Raw genomic sequence first — 17,801 nt, 5'->3', positions numbered from 1 at the left:
TGAGGAGGCACTCGCCATGAGCACCTCGACCACGCCCCGACCGTCCCGTCCGTCCCGACGCCAACTGCTGCGCACCGCCGGCGGCCTCGCCCTCGGCCTTCCCCTGCTCAATGCCTGCACCGGCGGCGGCCAGAGCGCCCAGAACGCCGGCGCCGATCCGACCGACGCCACCGGCCCGATCACCGTCAACTGGTGGGACCACTTCAGGCCGTTGACCGAACTGTTCGAGAAGAAGCTGTTCGTCGAGTACCACCAGAAACACGACAACGTCACGGTGAAACGCCGTCAGCTCGATCCCGCCGACCTCGGCCAGGCGCTGCAACTCGCGCGGCGCAGCAAGCAGTTGCCGGACGTCCATTCGACGGCCGGCCTGAGCGGCAGCGTCGCGGCGCTGGTCACCAACGGCTGGTTCCACCCGATCGGCGACTTCGTTGATCTCGGCAACAGTCCCATGAAGGACTACCTGTACGACGGGATCCATCGCTTCGACGGGAAGGTGTACACGTTCCCGGTCTTCAGCGGCCGATGGCACGACTCGACGACGTGGGTGAACAGCGCGCTGGCCAAGCAGGCCGGTCTGGATCCCGAGCAGTCGCCGGCCACCTGGGACGAGTACCGCGCCACGGTCCGCACACTCGACCAGAAGACGCCCGACTCCGTGCACGGCCTCCTGCTGCCGATGAAGGACACCGACTACCTGGGTGGGAAGCTGACCGCCTTCGCCCAGATGGCGGGCGCACCCGGCCAGACCGACTGGAAGACCGGCGAGATCGCCGTCGCGAGCGAGCCCTTCATCCAGGCGATGGAGTTCCTGCTCGCCTTGAAGGCCGACGGAGTACTGCATCCGGCGTCGTCCTCACTCGGTCCGCGCGACGCCCGCGCCCGCTGGGCCGCCGGCGAGGCCGCTCTGTTCCCGTGGGGCCCGTGGTTCATCGGTGGTCTGATGGTCGAAGAGTCGCCGGCCGTCAAGCGAGGCATCAGCGCCTGGCAGATCCCGGCGCCGTCGACGCAACGCGGCACGGTGTACGTCGCGCCCGCGTCCGGCTCGTTCTTCGTCTCGGACCAGGCCAAGAACCCGAAGGTCGCCGCCGACGTGCTGTTCCAGATGACCACGGCCGACTTCGCCGCCCAGTTGGCCACTCGCATGGACCAGCCGCCGATCCTGCTCGACTCGGTGGACAAGGCCGACGTCCACCCGGCGTACAAGAAGAACGTCTCGTTCTTCCAGCAGGACGTGCGGATCGGGCCCGTGCCGGAGGTCCGCAACGGCGGTGTGGCGAAGGCACTGGCCGAGATGCGCGACGTGCACCCGAGCCCCGGTGAGATCGTCCAGGCCGTGCTGACCGGCTCGACCAAGGACTACAAGACTGCGCTCCAGCAGTACGCCGACAAGGCCACCAAGGAACGCAAGCGCGCGATCGACGCGGCCAAGAAGAAGGGCGCGGAGGTCAGCGAGGACGACTGGGTCTTCGGCAACTGGCAGCCCGGTCAGGACTACACCCAGGCCAGCTACAAGTGACCGTCACCACGCGGGCACCGGTACGACGGAAGCCGCCGACTCCGGCGCCGAAGCGGCGTACCGTCTGGCGGCGGATGCGGGACGATTGGTGGATCTACCTGTTCCTGCTGCCGACGGTGGTCGGGTACGGCCTCTACACGGTCTATCCACTCGTCGCCAGCTGGTGGTACGCGTTCCTCGACTGGCCCGGGTTCGCCGACGTCGGCACGTTCATCGGCTTCGCGAACTTCGAGCTGCTCTGGGCCGACGACCTGTTCTGGAACTCGTTCCGCAACTCGCTCGTCTTCCTCGCGATCGCGGTCCCGCTGCGGGTCGGTCTGGCGCTGCTCCTCGCGATCGTGCTGAACCGGCGGACTACGCCGTTCCGCGGACTCTTCCGGACCCTGCTGTTCCTGCCGGTGGTGACCACCGGAGCGATCGTCGGCGTCGTGTTCACGCTGATCCTGGACGCCGGCGGGCCGGTCAACCTGGCGCTGGTGAAGTCGGCCCTGGTCGACAGCCCGGTCGACTTCCTCGGCTCGTCCGGGATGTCGCTGTACAGCGTGATCGGTGTCTGGGTGTGGAAGTGGCTCGGCATCACGTTGATCTATTGGCTGGCCGCGTTGCAGACGATCCCGAACGAGCTCTACGAGGCCGCGCGGATCGATGGCGCCGGCAACTGGAAGGAATTCCGGTACGTCACCCTGCCGCTGCTCCTGCCGTTCCTCGTGGTGATCACGCTGATCGACATGGTCGGTGCCCTGAACGTCTTCGATCTGGTGATGACGCTGACCGGCGGCGGTCCCGCGTTCTCCTCGGAGGTGGTCGAGGTCTACATCTACCGGACCGCGTTCGGCGCCACGGTCCCGCAGCTCGGCTACGCATCGGCCGCGGCCGTCCTGTTCGGGTTGCTCACGATGGCACTCGCGATCGCCCAGGCGCTGGGGATCCGGGCGGCACGGCGGGCGATGGCATGACCACGACCAGAAGCTCTCGCTGGCTGATCGGCACCGGTCTCGCGCTGCTGTGCGCGGTCTGGATCTACCCGTTCCTCTGGCTGGTCTCCGGCTCGCTGAAGACGAATCCGGAGATCTTCGGCAAGGGCCTGAATCTGTTGCCCGAGGCACCGGTGTGGGAGAACTACAGCCGGGCCTGGTCGGAGGTCGGGTTCTCGTCGTACATGCTCAACACCGTGCTGATCACCTTGGGCACGGTTGCCCTGGTCATCATGCGCAGCGCGCTGGCGGGCTACGTGCTCGGGCGGTACGACTTCGTCGGCAAGAAGGTCCTGATCGGCGTCTTCCTGGTCACGTTCTTCCTGCCGGAGGGCTACACGATCATCCCGGTCACGCAGCTGACCGACCAACTCGGTCTGCTCAACTCACACCTCGGCGTTGTCCTCGGACTCGGCGCCGGCGGTCACGCGGCCGCGACGCTGCTGTACGCCGGGTTCTTCCGGACCATCCCGAAGGACCTGGAGGAGTCGGCCCGGATGGACGGCGCCGGACCGCTCACGGTGTTCTTCCGGATCATGCTGCCGCTGGCCAAGCCGATCACGGTGAGCGTGTTCATCCTGCAGTTCCTTGCCGCCTGGAACGCCTACCTGCTGCCGCTGGTGTTCACCCTCAGTCATCCCGAGCTACGCACGCTGGCGGTCGGTATGTCCGCGTTCGTCGGCGAGAACGACACGGATTGGGCCGGGATGGCCGCGGCCGCCGTACTGTCGCTGGCACCGGTGGTGGCCGTGTTCGTCGTACTGCAGCGGCAGTTCGTCGAGAGTCTGGCCGGCGCGGTGAAGCAATGACCCCTAGCTCTGGAGACCGAGTGCCGTCGAACATCCTGCTCCTGATGACCGACCAGCACCGCCTGGACACCCTCGGCTGCTACGGCAACCGGGTGTGCGAGACCCCCGCCCTGGACGGGCTCGCGGCCGCCGGCACGCTGTTCACCAACGGCTTCACCCCGACCGCGATCTGCACCCCGGCCAGGGCCACGCTTCAGACCGGGGTACTCCCCTACAAGCACACGCTGCTGGCGAACTACGAGCGCAACGTCGGCTACCGCGAGGAGCTCGACGACGACATGTTCCCGCCGTTCTCGTCGCTGCTCGGCGAGGCCGGCTATCAGCTCGGGCACGTCGGGAAGTGGCACGTCGGCAAGGTGAAGGGGCCGAAGGACTTCGGGTACGACGGTGAGCACTACGCCGGCTGGGGCAACGCCGTCCAGCACCCCGACTACCTGCAGTACCTGACAGAGAACGGCTATCCCCCTTTCGCGGTGCACTCCCCCGTCCGCGGCACCTTCGCGAACGGCGAGCCAGGTAACCTTCTCGCCGGCATCCTCGACCAGCCAGTGGAAGCCACTTTCGAGTACTTCCTTGCCGAGCGCACCATTCAGCAGCTCCGCCGGTACGCCGAGGACGGACGACCGTTCTACCTCGGCTGCAACTGGTTCGGCCCGCACCTCCCGTATTTGTTGCCTGAGGCGTATTACCACCGCTACGACCCGAAGAATGTCGAGCTGCCGGTCTCGATCGCGGAGACCTTCGCCAACAAACCCCGAGTGCAGCAGCACTACTCCTCGCACTGGACGTTCGACAGCCTCTCGCCGGAGACCTGGCGGGAGCTGATCGCGGCGTACTGGGGTTATGTGACGTTGATCGACGAGCAGGTCGGCCGGATCCTCGCCGTACTCGACGAGCTCGGGCTCAGTGATGACACGGCTGTGTTCTTCACCGCGGACCACGGCGAGTTCACCGGGTCGCACCGGCTGCACGACAAGGGTCCGGCGATGTACGACGACATCTACCGGATCCCCTTGCTGGCAAGGATTCCGGGGAACCCGCCCGCTCGGACCGAGGACGGTTTCGCCACCCTCACCGACCTCACCCCGACGTTCCTCGAGCTCGCTGGACTCGCTGTCCCGGACTACTACCAGGGCCGGTCGTTGCTGCCATTGATCGCGGGCGACCGACCGGCAGACTGGCCGGATGCCGTGGTCGCGGAGTTCCACGGCCACCACTTCCCGTACCCGCAGCGGATGATCCGCACCGACCGCTACAAGCTGATCGTCAATCCCGCCGACGGCAACGAGCTCTACGACCTGGCGACCGATCCGCACGAATTGCAGAACCGCTACGAGCACCCTGAGCTGGCCGGCGTACGGCGTGAGCTGATGGGCCGGCTGTACGCGACGCTGCGGGATCGCGGCGACAACTTCTACCACTGGATGACGTCGATGTTCGAAGTCGGCGCGAAGACCTACGACACCGCCCTCAGCTCCCTGGACGAGGAGAACCCGCACCCGTGACGACCACAGCGACCATCGACATCCGCACCGACCGGCGCAGCACGATCGACCCGCTGATCTACGGCCACTTCCTGGAGTCGGCGTTCTTCGGCAACATCGACGGCGGCGTCTTCGACGAAGGCTCATCCCTGGCGTACGACGATCCGGACGCGCGCAACGGCCTGCGCCGGGACGTGGTGAAGCTGTGCCGCGAGCTCGGCCTCCCGGTGGTCCGCTGGCCGGGCGGCAACTTCACCTCGCCGTACCACTGGGAGGACGGGATCGGGCCGCGCGCCGAGCGGCCGCGGCGGCTCGAGCTCGCATGGGGAGAGGAGGAGGACAACCACTTCGGCACCGACGAGTTCCTCGCCTGGTGCGCCGAAGTCGGCACCGAGCCGTATCTCGCCCACAGCTGCCGTGATGTCGACGATGCGGTCCGCTGGGTCGAGTACACCAACTACGGCGGCGACACGACGTACGCACGGAAGCGGGCCGCCAACGGGCACCCGGATCCGTACAAGGTCAAGTACTGGGGTCTCGGCAACGAGGTCTACGGCCGCTGGCAGATGGGTCATCGCTCCGCCGAGGCCTATGCCGCCGACGCCACCGAGCACGCCCGCTTCATGCGCGCCGTCGACCCGTCGCTCAAGTTCATCGGCGTCGGACTCACCGACGACCGGCGCGGCTGGACCGACACCGTCCTGAAGGCGGTCGGGAACCAGATCGACTACCTGTCCTTCCACCTCTACGGCGCGACCACCCAACTGGTCGACGGCGACACCGAGTACGACGCGATCGTCGCCCAGGCGCAGTACTTCGAGCAGCAGATCCAGACGTACGCCGATCTCGTCGCCGGCCTGGCCGCGCAGCACGGAATCGAACGGCCGCTGGGCCTCGCGCTGGACGAGTGGAACATCCGTCACGTCGAGCCGGACACCTGGCCTGAGCCACAGGCCTCGGACGACGGTGGCACGATCGAGCGCGACGTGGACGGGCTCTCGACCGAGCGCTGTCACCGGGTCAATCGGTGGAGCCCACGCGCCCTGGCGGATGCGCTCTTCTATGCGGGCGTCTTCCACGCACTGCATCGCGCCAGCGCGCACGACGTACCCGTGACGATGGCGAACACGGTGAACCTGCTCAACGCCAACGGGGTCATCGTCGCCCGGCCGGGTGGCGCCATACGGGCCACGACGTACCACGTGTGGGACCTGTACCAGAACCACCTCGGCCCAGTCGCTCTCACCGCCGACGTGCGGTCATCCGGCCGGCTGGCCGCCGTACGGCAGGGTGATGCACGCGACGCGGCCGGTGAGTTCCGCACTCGCAGCGGCACCGTGCCCGACCTCGACGTCTCGGCGACGCAGACCGAGGACGGCCGCTCGCTGCGGCTGGCTGTGATCAACCGCCACCGTACGGCGACCATCCGCGCCGACCTCATGCTCGACGGTCGCGCCGAGGGCTTGCCGGCTCGGGTTGCCGTCCGGGATCTGGGCGTCGACGTGGACGACGTACTGGCCTCGAACAGCCTGAGCAGCCCGGACAACGTCGCCCTGAGGGACCGCGGCGTACTCGACCTGACCAACGCCGGCTACGACTTCCCACCCCACAGCATCACGCTGCTCTCCTTCGGCCTGGCCTGAACCCGAAGAGTTGTACCGTCGCGCGGGTGGCCGACCGGACGAGTCCCTCGCTCTGGCGTAACCGGGACTACCTGAGCTGGTGGACCGGGACAGCGTTCTCGGTCCTCGGAAGCAACGTGTCTGTGGTCGCGTTCCCGTTGCTCGTGGTCTTCGGGACCGGCTCTGTGTTCGGTGCCGGTGTCATCGCCGCCGCCGGGCGGATCGGTCTGCTGATCACGACGCTGTGGGGCGGCGCGCTGGCCGACCGGGTCAGCCGCCGCCTGATCCTCGTCGGCGTTCCATTGGTGCAAGCCGTCCTGATGGCCGGCGTCACCATCACCATCTGGACCGGGCACGTCTGGATCCCCGTGCTCGGCGCCATCGGGCTGGTCGCCGGCCTCCTCGTCGGGGTGGCCTCGGGTGCGGAACTGCCGGCGCTGCGCAGGATCGTGCCGCGTGAGCAATTCGCCGCCCGGGCCGCCCAGGAACAGGGCCTCCACCAAGCGGCCCAACTCATCGCCTCGCCCCTCGCCGCACTGCTCTACACGCTCGCGCGCTGGCTGCCGTTCGCTCTCGACGCGGTCACGTTCCTGCTCGGCTCGCTGTTCTCCGCACTCGTCCGCCGACCGCTCGGGCCTGAGCCGCGGTCGGACGAATCCGGGCGCAGGCCCAGCTTCCTGGCCGACGTGCGCGGTGGTCTCCGGGTAGTCCGTCGTACGCCGTTCCTGCGGTACACGATGGTGTGGGTCGCGGTGACCAACATGGTCGGGAACTCGTTCCTGCTCCTGCTGATCGTCCTGCTGAAGGAACGCGGCGCCGGACCACGGACGATCGGCGTCATCAACTCGATGGTCCTGGTGGGCGGCCTGCTCGGAGCCGTCCTGGCCGGTCGGATCCTCGAACGCGTCGGGTCCCGGCGGGTGTTCCTGATCGGCGGGTGGGTGTACGTCGTCACCCTCGCCTTGGCAGCTGTGTCGCCGCAGCAGTGGCAGATCGCACTCGTCGCCGCGCTCTTCGTATTCGCGTCGGTGCCGACTGTCTCGGTGTGGGAGGCGTACCTCGCCAGTCTCGTGCCAGACGAGTTCGTCGGCCGGGTCGGATCGGTGGCCAACTTCGCCGCGCAGTCCCTGGTCTGGCTCGGCCTGTTGCTCGTCGGCTTGCTGGTGGACCACCTGGGTGCCACCGTCGGCGTGCTCTGCTACGCCGCCCTCCTTGTCCCGTTCGCGGTCTGCAATCTGTTCGCGCGCTCGCTGGCGGTCCTGAGCACACCACTCGCTCAGGTCCAGGAGGTCGACGTCACCTGAGGACCGCTTCGAGGATGCACATGCGGGTGCCGGTGTCGATGACCTGGTTGAGGTGGAGGCCGGAGGCTGCGAACAAGGCGGCGTACTCGGCTTCGGTGCGTTCGCGACCGCCGGGAAGGACCAGCATGTTGAGGTCTGAGAACGCGGCCACCACCTCGTGGCCCGGCCGGTCCAGGACGAGCTCGACGACGAGGACGACGCCGCCGGGGTTGAGCGCTGCGGCGCAAGTTCGGAGGATCTCCACGCAGCGGTCGTCCGGCCAGTCGTGCAGGATCGACTTGATCAGGTAGGCGTCCGCCGGCGGAACCGCCTCGAAGAAGCTGCCCGCCATGGCCGACCACCGCGATGCGACTGCTTCGGATCGTGGCTCCTTCGCCACAACATGAGGCAGGTCGAACACGACACCCTGCAGGTGCTCGTGCTGGTTCAGTACGGCGTCCAGCAGGATCCCCTGCCCTCCCCCGACGTCGACGACCTTGCTGACCCCGGAGAAGTCGTACGCCGACGCGACCGACTTCCCGACGTACCAGCTCAACGCCGTCATGTTGTCGTTGAAGATCGCGTTGTACTCGGGATGCTTCTGCCGGTGAGCCCACACGTCGACACCCTGCAGGTCCTCGAATGCGTTCTCACCCGTGCGCACGCTGTGAGCGAGGTGGCCCCAGGCCGCCCAGAGCGCCGGGTCCTGCTGCATCCGGGCCAACGGCCGCAACGTCCCCGGTACGTCGGACCGCAGCCGGTCACCCATCGCGGTGTTGGAGTACGTCCCGTCCTGCTCGGCGTACACCCCGACGGCCACCAGCGCGCGCATCAGCCGCCCCAGCGTTTCCTCGTCGGCCTGGACGACGGCCGCCAGCTCCGCGACCGTGCGGCTCTCCCCCGCCAGCACGTCGGACACTCCGAGCTCCGCCGCCACACTGAGCGCCGCAGAGACCCGGAAGCCCGTCACCATCTCCTGCAGATCATCCATACCGCTGATCATGCGCCTGTTTCGGAGGAAGAGTCCCTGGTCTTCACGATCACGGGCATACCAGGGTGTTCGACCGGCGCGAGCAGGCGCGGACAACGGCGACGCTGGTGATCCACGTCGTCACCAGACCTCGCCTGCGAAGGGGACTTCCATGAGTGCACCCGAATCGATTACGACGACAGATCCTGGATCGGTGTCCGCGGCTCCGCAACTGCCGGAAGGCTTCACCGACACGTTCACCAGCCGCATCATCGATGCCGGCGGACTCCGCCAGCACGTGGTCGTCGGCGGCAATGGTCCGCCGTTACTGCTGGTGCACGGCTGGCCGGAGAACTGGTACGCGTGGCGTGAGGTGATGCCGGCGCTGGCCCGGGACTTCACCGTCATCGCCGTCGACCAGCGCGGCATCGGGCTGACCGAGAAGACCAAGACCGGCTACGACGCCGCCACACTGGCCGCCGACCTGGCCGCGCTGATGGATGCGCTCGGACATGACCGGTTCGCCGTGGCCGGCCACGACACCGGAATGATCATCGGCTACGCGCTGGCCGCCGACTACCGCGACCGGGTCGAGTCCCTCGCCGTCGTCGAGGTGCCTGGACCACCCGGAGTCGCCGACAGTCCGCCCCTCTTCGTCCCCGACCTGCTCAACGACAAGCTGTGGCACATCCCGTTCAACCGCGTCGACGACGAGCTGATCATCGACATGGTCGGTGCGAACGCGGATGCCTACTACCGCTACGAGTTCACCATCCAGGGCGGCGGGACGACGCCGCCCGAGCACGCCATCGAGTACTACGTCGGCCTCTACAACCGCGACCGGGACGTACTGCGCGCCAGCTTCGGGTTCTACCGCGCGTGGCAGGTGACAATGGGACAGAACGCGAAGCGCAAGGAGCACAAGCTGACGATCCCCGTGCTCGGGATCGGCGGCGAGAACAGCTGGGGTCGGCACGTCGCGGAGGGAATGGGGCCGGCCGCGAACGACGTACAGAGCGTGGTCATCCCCGGCTCCGGCCACTGGGCCGCCGAGCAGGCTCCCGAGCAACTGCTCGCGGCGCTGACCACGTTCCTGGCCCCGTATCGTGACGCGGCGCGCGTCGGCGTGGTGTCGTAGGTCGTCATGTTCCGCGGTCAGAAACTGCCCTCGTTCGGCGGGGCCACCGGGTGGATCAACTCCGAGCCGCTCGGTCCCGCCGAGCTGAAGGGGCACGTCGTTCTCGTCGATTTCTGGACGCTGACGTGCATCAACTGGCTCCGCACCGTGCCGTACCTGCGGTCCTGGTCCCAGGCGTACGCCGGCGACGGGCTGATCGTGATCGGTGTGCACACGCCGGAGTTCGAGTTCGAGCACGAGACCGATCTGGTGCGGCAGGCGGTCAAGGAGCGGGGACTCGACCACCCAGTTGCCCTCGACAACGACTACGGGGTCTGGAGCGCCTTCGACAACCACTACTGGCCGGCGCTGTACTTCGCCGACGATCGCGGCATGATCCGCGATCATCACTTCGGCGAAGGACGCTACGTCGAGTCGGAGCGCAGCATCCAGCGACTTCTCGGCATCGAGCGCGAACCGGCGTCCGTGGTCGGCACCGGCGTCGAGGCGCCGGCGGACTGGAACCAACTGCGCACGCCGGAGACCTACCTCGGCTACGCGCGCGGCGGGCAGTTGCCGGGCGGTGCCGGGCTCGACGACCGCCACGACCACCAACTGCCGGAGCGGCTCGCCTTCAACAGCTGGGCGCTCGGCGGCCGGTGGACGGTTCGGCCGGAGTTCGTCGTACTGGAGGAGCCCGGCGGGAGGATCGCCTTCCGGTTCCAGGCGCGGGATGCCCACCTGGTGCTGGCTCCTGGTGCATCGGACGCGGTCCCGTTCCGCGTGCTGCTCGACGGCGAGCCGCCGGGCCGATCCCACGGCGTCGACGTCGACGAGGACGGGAACGGCGTACTGCGCGAGGGCCGCATGTACCAGCTCGTGCGCCAGTACGACGCCGTCCTCGAGCGGACCGTGGAGATCAGGTTCGACGAAGCCGGCGTCGAGGCGTACGTGTTCACCTTCGGATAGCCGAATCAGCCTTCGACGAGTTGCTGGCCGCCGTCGATGTCGATGGTGGCGCCGGTGATGGCCGTGTTGACCATCAGGTGGATCGCCAGGTTGGCGATGTCCACGGGCCCGACGACGCGACGGATCGGGAGTGTGGTCCGGAGCTGCTCACGACGGGCTTCCAGCTGGTCGCCGAGGATCGTCGCGGACAGCGGGGTGTCGACGAAGCCGGCCGCGATCAGGTTCACCCGGACCGGTGCCACCTCGACGGCCAGGTTCCTCGTCAGAGCCGGCCCCGCGGCTGTCAGCGACCCGATGGATGCGAGGCCGGGCGCCGTACGACGGCCGCCGGTGCCGCCCATGAAGAGCAGCGACCCGCCTGGACGGACCCGGGTGGCCGCGAGGCGGGCGACGTGCATCGGTAGCAGCAGGTGGGCTTCGAGGTCACGGCGTACCTCATCGAAGTCCATGTCGGCGAGCAGCCCGTAGTACGGACCGGGGCCGGTGACCAGGACGTGGTCGATCGGGGTGGGCAGGTCGCCGAAGAAGGTCTCCAACTGGTCGAAGTCGGTCGCGTCGAACGCGGCGACATCCGCCCCGAGCTCCTTGCCGGCCTGCTGCAGACGTTCGAGCGAGCGCGCCGTGATGATCGCGCTGGCGCCCTCCGCCCGCGCGAGCCGCGCGGTCTCGAAGCCGATGCCCAGGCTCCCGCCGATCACCACGACTGTCTGCCCGTCCAAGGTCTTGTCCGTCATCGTTCCTCCATCTGTGCGGGCCTCTGTGCGGGCCTCAGGACTCGGCGCCGCGAAGTGCGTCGCGAAGTTCTCGGCGGGAGCTGATCGCGAGCTTCGCGAAGACCTTGCGGAGGTGCCACTCCACTGTGCGCGGGCTCAGGAACAGGCGGGCACCGACCTCCGGATTGGACAGGCCGTCACGGGCCAGCAGGGCGATCTGCTTCTCCTGGGGCGTCAGCTCGTCGCGCTTCGTCCCGACCCACCGTTTGCGGACCGTCTCGCCGGTCGACAGCAGTTCGCGCCGGGCCCGTTCGGCGAAGGCCTCCATGCCGATCGCGGTGAGCAGTTCATGCGCGGTCCGTAGCTCACGTCGCGCGTCGACGCGGCGGCGATGGCGGCGCAGCCACTCGCCGTACAGCAGATGCGCGCGGGCGAGCTCCGGGCGCAGGAGCGTTCGCTTCAAGCGATCGATCGCCTCCTGGTACAGGCCTTCGGCGACGGAGCCCTCGCTCAGCAGGGCCCGCGAGCGCGCCGCGAGTCCGAGCGCCCAGTCCGTGCCCGCCGCAGCGGTCGCATCGACCAGTCGGTCGAGAGCGCCGGCCGCGAGGTGCTGTTCACCGCTCCGGGCACCGGCCTCGATGAGCTCGGGCAGTGCCCACGCGGAGAGGAAGAGCTCCGGCGTGTCCGCACCGGCCTGACGCGCCGCAGCCAGCGCCCGCGGGTAGCGACCGAGTCCGTTGAACAGGATCGACGAGGCCCATTGCGAGTACTGGACGCCAATCCCCTGCCCACCATCGGCCGCATCCTGAGCGGCCGACGTGATCAGCGCCGTCGCCTCGCTCTCCCGTCCGCGCAGGGCAGCGAGCAGCATGGCGCCGTACGGCGCGATGCGGGTCTCGGTCGCATCGGTGACGGCATCGATCTCCGCGATCACCGCATCGGCTTCGGTGAAGTCACCGCGCCAGGTGACCTGGATCGCGTGTGCGGTCAGGTCGATCGGCAGCCGCGCCAACGCGCCGGCATCGCGGGCCAGCCGCAGTTGGCGAGCGTTGATCGTGTGCCAACTCTCGTCGTCCCACAGCACGTTGGACGGCACCGTGGTCAACCATCCCCAGCGGAAGTTGTCCGCCGCGGACAGGTCCTTGGCAGCGAACGCGTCCGTGGCGCGCCGGAGCATCGGCGCTGCGGCCGTGCGCCCTTCGGTGACCAGTTGCGCCAGCCCGTCCAGCAGCAGATCGGACGGACGCGGGGCGTCGGCGGGCGGGAGTGCTCTGGCGGCGCGTGACGCCTCGAGCAGACTGCCGGCCGTGGCCAACCGGCCGGCGAACAGCGCCGCTCCCCAGGCGTCGAGGTAGGTCTCGCGGGCGAGGTCAAGATTGAACGGCTCCAGTTGCTTCGCAGCCTTCAGCAGCAGCGGAGGCGCGTCGCTGCCGTGACCCGAGGCGAACGCGATCTGGCCGCGCAACAGGTCGGCGCGCGCACGCTGGAACTCGTCGAGTACCCCGGTCTCCGCTGTCGTCAACAGCCCGAGCGCCGCATCGAGCTCTCCGGCCTGGAGGCTGACCTGCGCGGCTGTCAGTGCACGCTCCGCACGGCGTTCGAGCTCTGCTGTCAGCGCGACCGACCGCTGCAGGAACGCGGCCGCGGCGGCAAGCCCACCGCGGGCCTGCGCACGACCCGACGACCGTTCGAGCTCTGCAGCGACTCTCTCGTCCGGTCCGGCTGCCGCAGTACCCAGATGCCAGGCCCGGCGGTCGGCGTCGATCCGCGCGTCGGTCACCTCGGCCAGCGCGGAATGCACGGCCCGGCGATCCTTTGGTGTCGCCGATCGGTAGACGGCTGAGCGCACGAGCGGATGCCGGAAGGCCACCCGCTCGCCGATCACGAGCAACTCTTCGGCCTCGGCATCGGCCGCCGCCGAGCCCCCTACCCCTAGCCGCTCGGCCGCTCGCCAGACCAGCAGCGGGTCGCCGACCGGCTCCGCTGCGGCGACCAGGAGCAGCAACCGGGTCGGCTCGGGCAGCGCGGCGATCCGCGCCAGGAAGCTGTCCTCGATCCGCCCGGACAGCGCCTGTGCGCCGAGCAGCCCGAAGCCACCCGCCAACTGCGCCACGGTCAGCCCTCGCGGCAGCTCCAGCAACGCCAGTGGATTCCCGCCGGTCTCGGCCACGAGCCGGTCCCGGATACTCGTATCGAGCCCGAACCGAACGGCCGACTCCAGCAGTGCCCGCGCCTCGTCGGTCCGCAGTCCGGCGATCTCCAGCTCCCGCAGGGCCCGCAGCTCCACCCCGGACTGACGCGTTGCGAACAAGAGGCCGATCGGCTCGGCCATCAGCCGCCGCGCCACGACCCCCAGGACCTGCGCCGACGCCCGGTCCAGCCACTGCGCGTCGTCCACCACGCACAGCAGCGGCCTCTCCTCCGCGAGCTCGGAGAGCAGGCTCAGTACGGCGAGTCCGACGAAGAACCGATCCGGTGGCCCGGCGTTGCTCAGGCCGAAGACCGTGGTCAGCGCATCACGCTGTGGAGCCGGAAGCCGGTCCAGTCGATCCAGCATCGGCGTACACAACTGGTGCAACGCCGCGAACGCCAGTTCCATCTCCGACTCGACGCCGACCACCTGGAGCACCCGCAGGTCCGAGGCTCTCGTCATCGCATGGCCCAGGAGCGCCGACTTGCCGACCCCGGCCTCACCGCGCAGTACCAGCGAACGCCCCTCGCCCGAGCGAACAGCGGAAATCAGTTCATCCAGCGTTGCGCACTCGGAGCGGCGACCGCGCAGTCTGTCTGGCCCTCCCCAGAAGGACGCACCCTCGTCCTTCACCACCGGCATCGCCCGCCCCTCCCCGGCCCGCTCAGCAACTTTTCCAGACTAGGTGCGCCCCGTTGGCCTGGCTACAGCCCTCACTGATCCCGTACGCTCGTGCGTCCGGACGGCAGGGGGCCGCCGGTGGGGGGAGTATTGATGCACGTCCAGGGAAGTCTGACCATCGACGGCGTCCTGGCAGTACCGATCGAGGCGTACACGTTCTCGGTGACCGGAGCCGTCGCCGTCGCGACCGGCAAGTCGCGGATCTACCTCGAAGACGCATACGTCGTCGAGACCGTCCGGGCCGCCGTGAACACCGCACCGACCGGCGCCGCGCTGGTCGTCGACGTGAACAAGAACGGCACCACGATCTACACCGATCAGGGGAAGCGGCCGACGATCGCGGCCGGGACGAACACCGACGCCGGCGACCCGCCGGACGTCACCGCGCTGACCGCCGGCGACTATCTCACCGTCGATGTCGACCAGGTCGGATCGACGGCCTCGGGTGCCGATCTGACGGTGACCGTCCGGGTCCGCCGGGCCGGGTAGACCGTGGCGCAGGCAGCGGGCTACACGTTCAACGCGGACACGGTCGACGGGACGACGGTGCGAGACGTCGCCGGCTACTTCCTGCCCGGCACGATCGTCGGATCGGCGGCCCTCGTAGCGGCCAGGTACGGCAACGGCCTCAACTGCACCGGCGGCGCACTGCATGTGGTGGTCCGGCCGCCAAGGGCCGGAGAGGACTTCTACCCACTCAACACCGACGGCGGGCTGTCGGTCGCCGCGTGGATCCAACTCAACGACACCACCGCCGCACCCCGCTGCATCGCGTCCGCGACCAGCAGCAGCACCCTCAACTGGGCCGTCTACGCGTCCAACTCCAGCGGCAACGTGGAGGCGAGGATCGCGGGCGCGACGTACAGCACGAGCACGAGCATCCGCGACGGTCTGGAGCATCACGTCCTGGTCGTGTACGACGCGACGCCGGCCACCGACACCGTGACGATCGCCGTCGACGGTGTCGAGGTCCTGTCGGTCAACGCCACGGCCGCGTTCACCTACTCCGCGACCGAGGTCGTCATGGAGGCCGGGCGGAACACGCTCACCGGCACCGAGGCACTGAACGGGATCATCGACGACCTGCGCTGGTGGAACGACCCGGTCGAGGAGACGTACTGGCCGACTCTGATCGCCGCCGAGCAGATCGACCACCAGTTGGCGATCTACCCGTTCGACCACGACACCGCCGACGACTTCGGCACGTACGGTAGAGACCTCGCAGTCGCTCCATCGGCGAGTTTCACCACCGGCCTGTACGGACGGGCGCTGGTCTCCGCGGCGACAGCGGCCGGCGCGACTGGGACGATCAACTTCCCCGATTGCGACCGGCTCGCCATCTCCGGCTGGCTCCGTCTCGACACCGCACCGACCGGCGCGGCTGCCCCGATCCTCGTCATCAACGATGCCCTGGGCAACGGACGGGTCCGCGTCGTGGTGAACACCGCCCGCACCGTCACCGCCACCTGGACCACGATCGACGACGGCACTGTCTCGGTGACCAGTACGGCGACCTTGACGGTCGGCCAATGGACCCGGTTCCTGATCGCGATCAACCCGACGTACGTGCAGGTCCGGCTCGAGGACGCCCAGGAGACGGTGAACATCGGCGACGGTGTCCCGCACGTGTCGCCGGCGATCGACGGACTGGACACGCTGTACGTCGGTGGCGACGCGACCGCCGGTGGTCAGGTGTCGTACGACTACCTGACCTTCACGAAGAACTTCCTGGCCGAGGTGACCTCGGGCTACTGGAGTGGTGCGCCCGTCGCCACGCCGTACCGCCCGGAGAATGTTGCCCGCGGCGTCTACCACTTCAACGAGAACGCCGGGACGCTGGTGGACGACAAGTCGCCGTCCGGCAACGACCTCACACTCACCGCGGCCGGGTCGTGGGTCACCGGAATCCAGGGGTCCGCTCTCGGCTCGAACGGCACCGGTCCGGGTGCATCGAGGACCACGCTCACCTGGCCGGCATCGCCACCGGGCTGGGCGTTCTCGGCGTGGGTGAAGTGTCGCGCGAGCAGCAGCGGTGCCCGGTTCCTCGTTCTGCGGAACAGCAGCTCCGAAGTCGCGCACGCGGGCATCCTGGACGGAGTGTTCTGGGTGCGGCTGTTCGGCGCGAGCGGCACCACCGGGATCCTCAGTTCGGCCAGAGGACCGATCGCCGCCGAGACCTGGACGCACGTGGCGGCATCGTGCGACCAGAAGGCGATCCGGTTCTTCCTGGACGGCAAGCCGTTCACGATCGAGTCCTACTCGGCCGGTGCGCTGCTGCAACCGACCGAGCTGAACGTCGGCGGCGACAACCCGGACTCGTCCGTGGCCGACGTTGACGACCTCCGCCTGTTCGACTCCCCGATCAGCGCGGCCAACGTCCGATGGCTCCACCAGAACCCCGGCCAGTACTACGACGCGGCTCCCGCCACCTTCGCCGCCTGGGGTGTGCCGCTCTAGGAGTGGTTGCCCACCAGGTCGAGTGCGAGGTCGACGTAGAGGTGGGCGACCTCCTCGGGGGTGGACGGTCCGCCGGCCTGGAACCACTGGGACAGCGCGGTGCACATGGTGACCACCGCGCGGGACGCCTCGTGGGCGTGCGGCGTGGTGAACGACCCGTCCTGGGCCGCGAGCTTCACCTCGACGTCGACCATGCGCTGCACGGCGCGCCGGGCCGCCGCGACCCGTTCGCGCGCGGCCGGCTGGAGGCTGCGCATCTCGCTGGCACCGACGAATCCGAGTTCGCGCCGGTGGGTGTGGAAGAGAGCCAGACACTCGACCAGCAAGGCGAATCGCGCCACCGGGTCCCGGCCTTCCGCCCGAGCCGCGAGCATCCGGGTCTGCAGGTCGTCCATGGTCAGGTCGAGGATCGCGACCAGCATCTCCTGCTTGCTGGCGTAGTGGTGATAAAGACCCGGCACGGACAACCCGGCCCGCTGCGCGATGTCGCGGATGGTCGCGCCGTGGTACCCGACCTCGAGGAACGCCGCGAGCGCCGCGGCCAGCGGCGCATCGAGCTCGATCGGCGGGAACCGCCGCCAGTCCTCCCCCACCACAGCCATCGCCAGTACGCCGCGACCTGACCGCTGCCGTAGGTCGGTCGACCACTCCGGGAACAACTGCTCGACCGGTACGTTGAGCAGTCCCGCGATCTGCGCCAGCCGGACCGCATCGACTCCGGTGCGGCCGTTCTCGACAGCACTCATCGTGGCCGGGCTGACGGCGAGCTCGGCGGCCAGCCGCCGCAGGCTGATACCGCGCGCCGTCCGCAGCTGACGAACCCGGCGGCCGATGGTGGCCCGGGCGTCGTCATCGGTCGCCAGGTGTTCAGACACGGGCGACAGATCGCTCGGTAATCCTCATGACTGAACACTCTACTTCGCGTCATCGTCCGCACTGCGGAGGACGTGGTTTCTAATCATTCGAGATCTTGACAACTTTCAACCACCTCGCCAGGGTTGTTCACCACAGA

14 protein-coding genes are annotated in these 17,801 nt (G+C 68.6%); 10 read left to right on the top strand and 4 right to left on the bottom strand.

All coding sequences use genetic code 11. The annotated features are described in order from the left end of the window. Positions 1–16: 16 nt before the first annotated feature. The 6 genes from E0H73_RS12545 to E0H73_RS12520 are packed head-to-tail and all read left to right on the top strand — an operon-like array spanning position 17 to position 7,712. Positions 17–1,519 (top strand): ABC transporter substrate-binding protein, encoded by a 1,503-nt coding sequence (locus tag E0H73_RS12545; RefSeq protein ID WP_165555617.1) that lies wholly within the window; start codon positions 17–19, stop codon positions 1,517–1,519. Continuing rightward, complete coding sequence (locus tag E0H73_RS12540; protein ID WP_202867340.1) at positions 1,516–2,475, top strand: carbohydrate ABC transporter permease; 960 nt, start codon at positions 1,516–1,518, stop codon at positions 2,473–2,475. Before E0H73_RS12545 ends, E0H73_RS12540 begins: the two co-directional genes overlap by 4 nt. Beyond that, entirely contained in the window at positions 2,472–3,302 is an 831-nt protein-coding gene (locus E0H73_RS12535) for a carbohydrate ABC transporter permease (RefSeq protein WP_131354141.1), read from the top strand. The genes E0H73_RS12540 and E0H73_RS12535 overlap by 4 nt, the downstream gene beginning before the upstream one ends. Further along, positions 3,299–4,807 carry a sulfatase family protein gene (locus tag E0H73_RS12530; RefSeq protein ID WP_131354139.1) on the top strand — a complete coding sequence of 503 codons (1,509 nt, stop codon included), beginning with the start codon at positions 3,299–3,301 and terminating at the stop codon, positions 4,805–4,807. The genes E0H73_RS12535 and E0H73_RS12530 overlap by 4 nt, the downstream gene beginning before the upstream one ends. After that, positions 4,804–6,429 (top strand): alpha-L-arabinofuranosidase C-terminal domain-containing protein, encoded by a 1,626-nt coding sequence (locus tag E0H73_RS12525; protein ID WP_131354137.1) that lies wholly within the window; start codon positions 4,804–4,806, stop codon positions 6,427–6,429. Before E0H73_RS12530 ends, E0H73_RS12525 begins: the two co-directional genes overlap by 4 nt. 26 nt (positions 6,430–6,455) lie before the next feature. Continuing rightward, positions 6,456–7,712 (top strand): MFS transporter, encoded by a 1,257-nt coding sequence (locus E0H73_RS12520; protein WP_165555615.1) that lies wholly within the window; start codon positions 6,456–6,458, stop codon positions 7,710–7,712. Here E0H73_RS12520 and E0H73_RS12515 read toward each other — a convergent pair. Continuing rightward, positions 7,705–8,682 carry a methyltransferase gene (locus tag E0H73_RS12515; RefSeq protein WP_165555614.1) on the bottom strand — a complete coding sequence of 326 codons (978 nt, stop codon included), beginning with the start codon at positions 8,680–8,682 and terminating at the stop codon, positions 7,705–7,707. The genes E0H73_RS12520 and E0H73_RS12515 overlap by 8 nt on opposite strands. A 151-nt stretch (positions 8,683–8,833) precedes the next feature. On the opposite strand from E0H73_RS12515, the gene E0H73_RS12510 reads away from it, so the two are divergent. Both E0H73_RS12510 and E0H73_RS12505 read left to right on the top strand, forming a co-directional pair. Then, complete coding sequence (locus tag E0H73_RS12510; RefSeq protein WP_131354131.1) at positions 8,834–9,799, top strand: alpha/beta fold hydrolase; 966 nt, start codon at positions 8,834–8,836, stop codon at positions 9,797–9,799. Positions 9,800–9,805: 6 nt separating this feature from the next. Further along, positions 9,806–10,747 carry a thioredoxin family protein gene (locus tag E0H73_RS12505; RefSeq protein WP_131354129.1) on the top strand — a complete coding sequence of 314 codons (942 nt, stop codon included), beginning with the start codon at positions 9,806–9,808 and terminating at the stop codon, positions 10,745–10,747. A 5-nt stretch (positions 10,748–10,752) separates the two neighbouring features. On the opposite strand, the gene E0H73_RS12500 is transcribed toward E0H73_RS12505, so the two are convergent. Together E0H73_RS12500 and E0H73_RS12495 are read right to left on the bottom strand one after the other, a co-directional pair. Continuing rightward, on the bottom strand, positions 10,753–11,481 hold the full coding sequence (locus tag E0H73_RS12500) for an SDR family oxidoreductase (protein WP_131354127.1): 729 nt from the start codon (positions 11,479–11,481) through the stop codon (positions 10,753–10,755). Positions 11,482–11,515: 34 nt separating this feature from the next. Further along, positions 11,516–14,293 (bottom strand): helix-turn-helix transcriptional regulator, encoded by a 2,778-nt coding sequence (locus tag E0H73_RS12495; RefSeq protein WP_131354125.1) that lies wholly within the window; start codon positions 14,291–14,293, stop codon positions 11,516–11,518. A gap of 132 nt (positions 14,294–14,425) precedes the next feature. Between E0H73_RS12495 and E0H73_RS12490 the strand changes: the two genes are divergently transcribed. Both E0H73_RS12490 and E0H73_RS12485 read left to right on the top strand, forming a co-directional pair. Then, positions 14,426–14,821, top strand: coding sequence for a hypothetical protein (locus E0H73_RS12490; protein WP_131354123.1), 396 nt, complete (start codon positions 14,426–14,428; stop codon positions 14,819–14,821). Positions 14,822–14,824: 3 nt separating this feature from the next. Next, positions 14,825–16,789 carry a LamG-like jellyroll fold domain-containing protein gene (locus E0H73_RS12485; protein WP_131354121.1) on the top strand — a complete coding sequence of 655 codons (1,965 nt, stop codon included), beginning with the start codon at positions 14,825–14,827 and terminating at the stop codon, positions 16,787–16,789. Here the strand turns inward: E0H73_RS12485 and E0H73_RS12480 are convergent. Further along, complete coding sequence (locus E0H73_RS12480) at positions 16,786–17,664, bottom strand: TetR-type transcription factor C-terminal domain-containing protein (RefSeq protein ID WP_238163963.1); 879 nt, start codon at positions 17,662–17,664, stop codon at positions 16,786–16,788. The two genes, E0H73_RS12485 and E0H73_RS12480, sit on opposite strands and share 4 nt — an antisense overlap. Positions 17,665–17,801 lie beyond the last annotated feature (137 nt).

Origin of the sequence: Kribbella pittospori (genome assembly GCF_004331465.1) — a bacterium.
Classification (GTDB): Bacteria; Actinomycetota; Actinomycetes; order Propionibacteriales; family Kribbellaceae; genus Kribbella; species Kribbella pittospori.
The sequence above is the reverse complement of the archived record's forward strand: the minus strand, read 5'-3'. Positions and strand labels throughout refer to the sequence as shown.

Bases quoted from the DNA above. Each gene is read 5' to 3' on its own strand.
- E0H73_RS12545 (WP_165555617.1), top strand. From the start codon at position 17: ATGAGCACCTCGACCACGCCCCGACCGTCCCGTCCGTCCCGACGCCAA.
- E0H73_RS12535 (WP_131354141.1), top strand. From the start codon at position 2,472: ATGACCACGACCAGAAGCTCTCGCTGGCTGATCGGCACCGGTCTCGCG.
- E0H73_RS12530 (WP_131354139.1), top strand. From the start codon at position 3,299: ATGACCCCTAGCTCTGGAGACCGAGTGCCGTCGAACATCCTGCTCCTG.
- E0H73_RS12515 (WP_165555614.1), bottom strand. From the start codon at position 8,682: ATGGATGATCTGCAGGAGATGGTGACGGGCTTCCGGGTCTCTGCGGCG.
- E0H73_RS12510 (WP_131354131.1), top strand. From the start codon at position 8,834: ATGAGTGCACCCGAATCGATTACGACGACAGATCCTGGATCGGTGTCC.
- E0H73_RS12505 (WP_131354129.1), top strand. From the start codon at position 9,806: ATGTTCCGCGGTCAGAAACTGCCCTCGTTCGGCGGGGCCACCGGGTGG.
- E0H73_RS12500 (WP_131354127.1), bottom strand. From the start codon at position 11,481: ATGACGGACAAGACCTTGGACGGGCAGACAGTCGTGGTGATCGGCGGG.
- E0H73_RS12495 (WP_131354125.1), bottom strand. From the start codon at position 14,293: ATGCCGGTGGTGAAGGACGAGGGTGCGTCCTTCTGGGGAGGGCCAGAC.
- E0H73_RS12490 (WP_131354123.1), top strand. From the start codon at position 14,426: ATGCACGTCCAGGGAAGTCTGACCATCGACGGCGTCCTGGCAGTACCG.